Source organism: Kroppenstedtia sanguinis (assembly GCF_050433445.1).
In the GTDB taxonomy this organism is placed as follows: domain Bacteria; phylum Bacillota; class Bacilli; order Thermoactinomycetales; family DSM-45169; genus Kroppenstedtia; species Kroppenstedtia sanguinis.
Genome location: NZ_JBNPXF010000054.1, coordinates 1 through 1,050 on the forward strand (window position 1 = coordinate 1; position 1,050 = coordinate 1,050).

General features: G+C 51.4%; 1 protein-coding gene. It reads right to left on the reverse strand.

Annotated elements, in window-relative coordinates; all coding sequences use genetic code 11:
* The coding region (locus JOD24_RS16070; protein ID WP_429247348.1) for a transposase at positions 1-940 on the reverse strand (940 nt) is incomplete at its 3' end.
* Between the last annotated feature and the right edge of the window lie 110 nt (positions 941-1,050).

The window sequence follows — 1,050 nt, forward strand, 5'->3', positions numbered from 1 at the left end:
TCCCGTAGTTGGAGCTCGAGCACCATGCCGTACCATGGGGACAGTCCACCTTGCCTGCCGCATGGGGGCAACGGAACTTTAAGCGGTGTTGATCTCTCCCCCAGTAGACCATCTCAAAGCCCATGGAGCAACGAGGCGTCCCATCGGATGAAAACCCTGCAGGTGGTTCTTTTTCATTGCGGAGATTGAGGGGAATGATGGCTTGGGCTCCCAGATCATAAGCCGTTTCGTAATTTTTCACTTGGTCGTAGCCTCCGTCCATCATGACATAACGAAACGTATCGGGAACGGAACGGGCCGCTTTTTCCATTAATGCCGGCCCGAGATCCCCATCGTTCACATGGGCCGGTGTCACTTCCAAGGCGATCGGGAGTTCACTTTTCGTATCCACCGCAAGATGGACTTTGTAGCCAAACCACGTGATCTTGTTCCCATGGGAGTCGAATTTCGAGCCCCATGTGGCGTTTTTCTTGGACAGGTTGGATTTGGGCTTTTTCTTTTCGTAGGCGTCCACTGCCGTACTGTCGATGGCGACGTGTTTTCCGTCGAGGATCCCTTCCTCCCGGCACTCCTCAACCAAGTCGGCAAACAGCTTTTCGGCTAATCCCCGAGCCGTGATTTGTTGAAAGACCCGGCTCAGGGTGGAGATAGAAGGAATCCCTTGATCGAGGCGAAAACCGCATTGGTAGCGAAATCGAAGATCCGTCTGCAACCGTTGATGAAGGCGGGTCAAAGTCGAAATTTCTTCCATAGGAGCGGCTAAAAAAGCACGGAGAATCGCCTCCCGGGAATATCCGCGAGCTCCTTGGGGGGAAGATTTTTTCATTTCCTTCACATAGGGTCGAAGATCGAGCGTTTCAAAAAACAAGGGCAACCGATCTTTGGACTCAATTTTCAGCCATTCTTCAAAGGAAAATAGCGTTCCTTGGAGAAGATACAAGTGACTTCCCTCCTCATGGGTTTTCGGTTTGGTCACTTGAAAACTTCTCCATGATGGGGTGAAGTCCTTTTTCTATGCCTGAGGAGCCTTGCTGCTCAAGGGGTTTGAAA